1 protein-coding gene and 1 pseudogene are annotated in these 872 nt (G+C 49.7%); one reads left to right on the top strand and one right to left on the bottom strand.

The window, feature by feature from the left end:
* On the top strand, window positions 1-458 hold a 458-nt coding region (locus A3750_RS00720), incomplete at its 5' end, for a helix-turn-helix domain-containing protein (RefSeq protein WP_304440152.1).
* A gap of 194 nt (window positions 459-652) precedes the next feature.
* Here A3750_RS00720 and A3750_RS25575 read toward each other — a convergent pair.
* Window positions 653-872: pseudogene (locus A3750_RS25575) on the bottom strand (hypothetical protein); the annotation flags it as partial.

Here is an 872-nt window from a genome sequence, read left to right as displayed (position 1 = left end):
AAGATTTGTACTACCGCGTGAGTGAGATTAGCTTAAATATTCCCCCTTTACGCGAGCGCGAGGGTGATTCTGTACTGATCGCCCAGGCCCTCTTAAAGAGCATTGGCAGCGACATGAATCGCGAAGATTTGCGCCTTTCTGAAGATGCCATGACGGCTATTCGTCATCATGATTGGCCAGGTAACGTGCGTGAGATGATTAATAAAATAAAGCGTGCCGCCATTATGACCGATGGACGCAACGTTAGCGCAGAAGACCTAGAGCTCGAGGGGGAGTTTCTTAACCTACCCGAGGGTTCTCTAAACCTTAAGCAAATACGAGATAACGCTGAAAAAACCGCTTGCCAACAGGCTATCCAAAGCGCTGCAGGCAACATGGCAAAAGCAGCGAGAATACTCGGCGTCACTCGCCCAACCCTTTACTCTCTAATAGAAAAGCATGCTATCAAAACAGCTTAGTTGAGCGCCAAATTAGCGATTGAGAGTGATCAAGCGAAGGCTTTTCGATTGGCCGAATTGGCGTATAGCACCAAAACCATACACAACTTCGAAAAACCCGCTTGATGGCACTGAGAGCTCTGCAAAACCCAGCCCTTCAGACCAAGATGAGCGGGATAGATCCCACCGAGTACGTGGGATCACAAAGCACTGAGCTACCCTGCAGCCTTAGCCTCATTGAAGTGCGCTTGAATTTCCGCATTATCGGGCTGCATCTCAGCGGCCTTTTCCAGATACGGCAATCCCTCAGCGGTTTTACCAAACTTGTGCAAAACCCACCCATAACTGTCCAAGACAGCAGGACTATTAGGCGCAAGCTCAGCAGCGCGGGCTAAAAGATCTAGCGCCCTCTCATCGCCTTTTTCGTAGTAGAGC

The sequence above is a fragment of the Oleiphilus sp. HI0079 genome (assembly GCF_001635105.1).
This window is presented reverse-complemented; position numbering and strand designations above follow the sequence as displayed.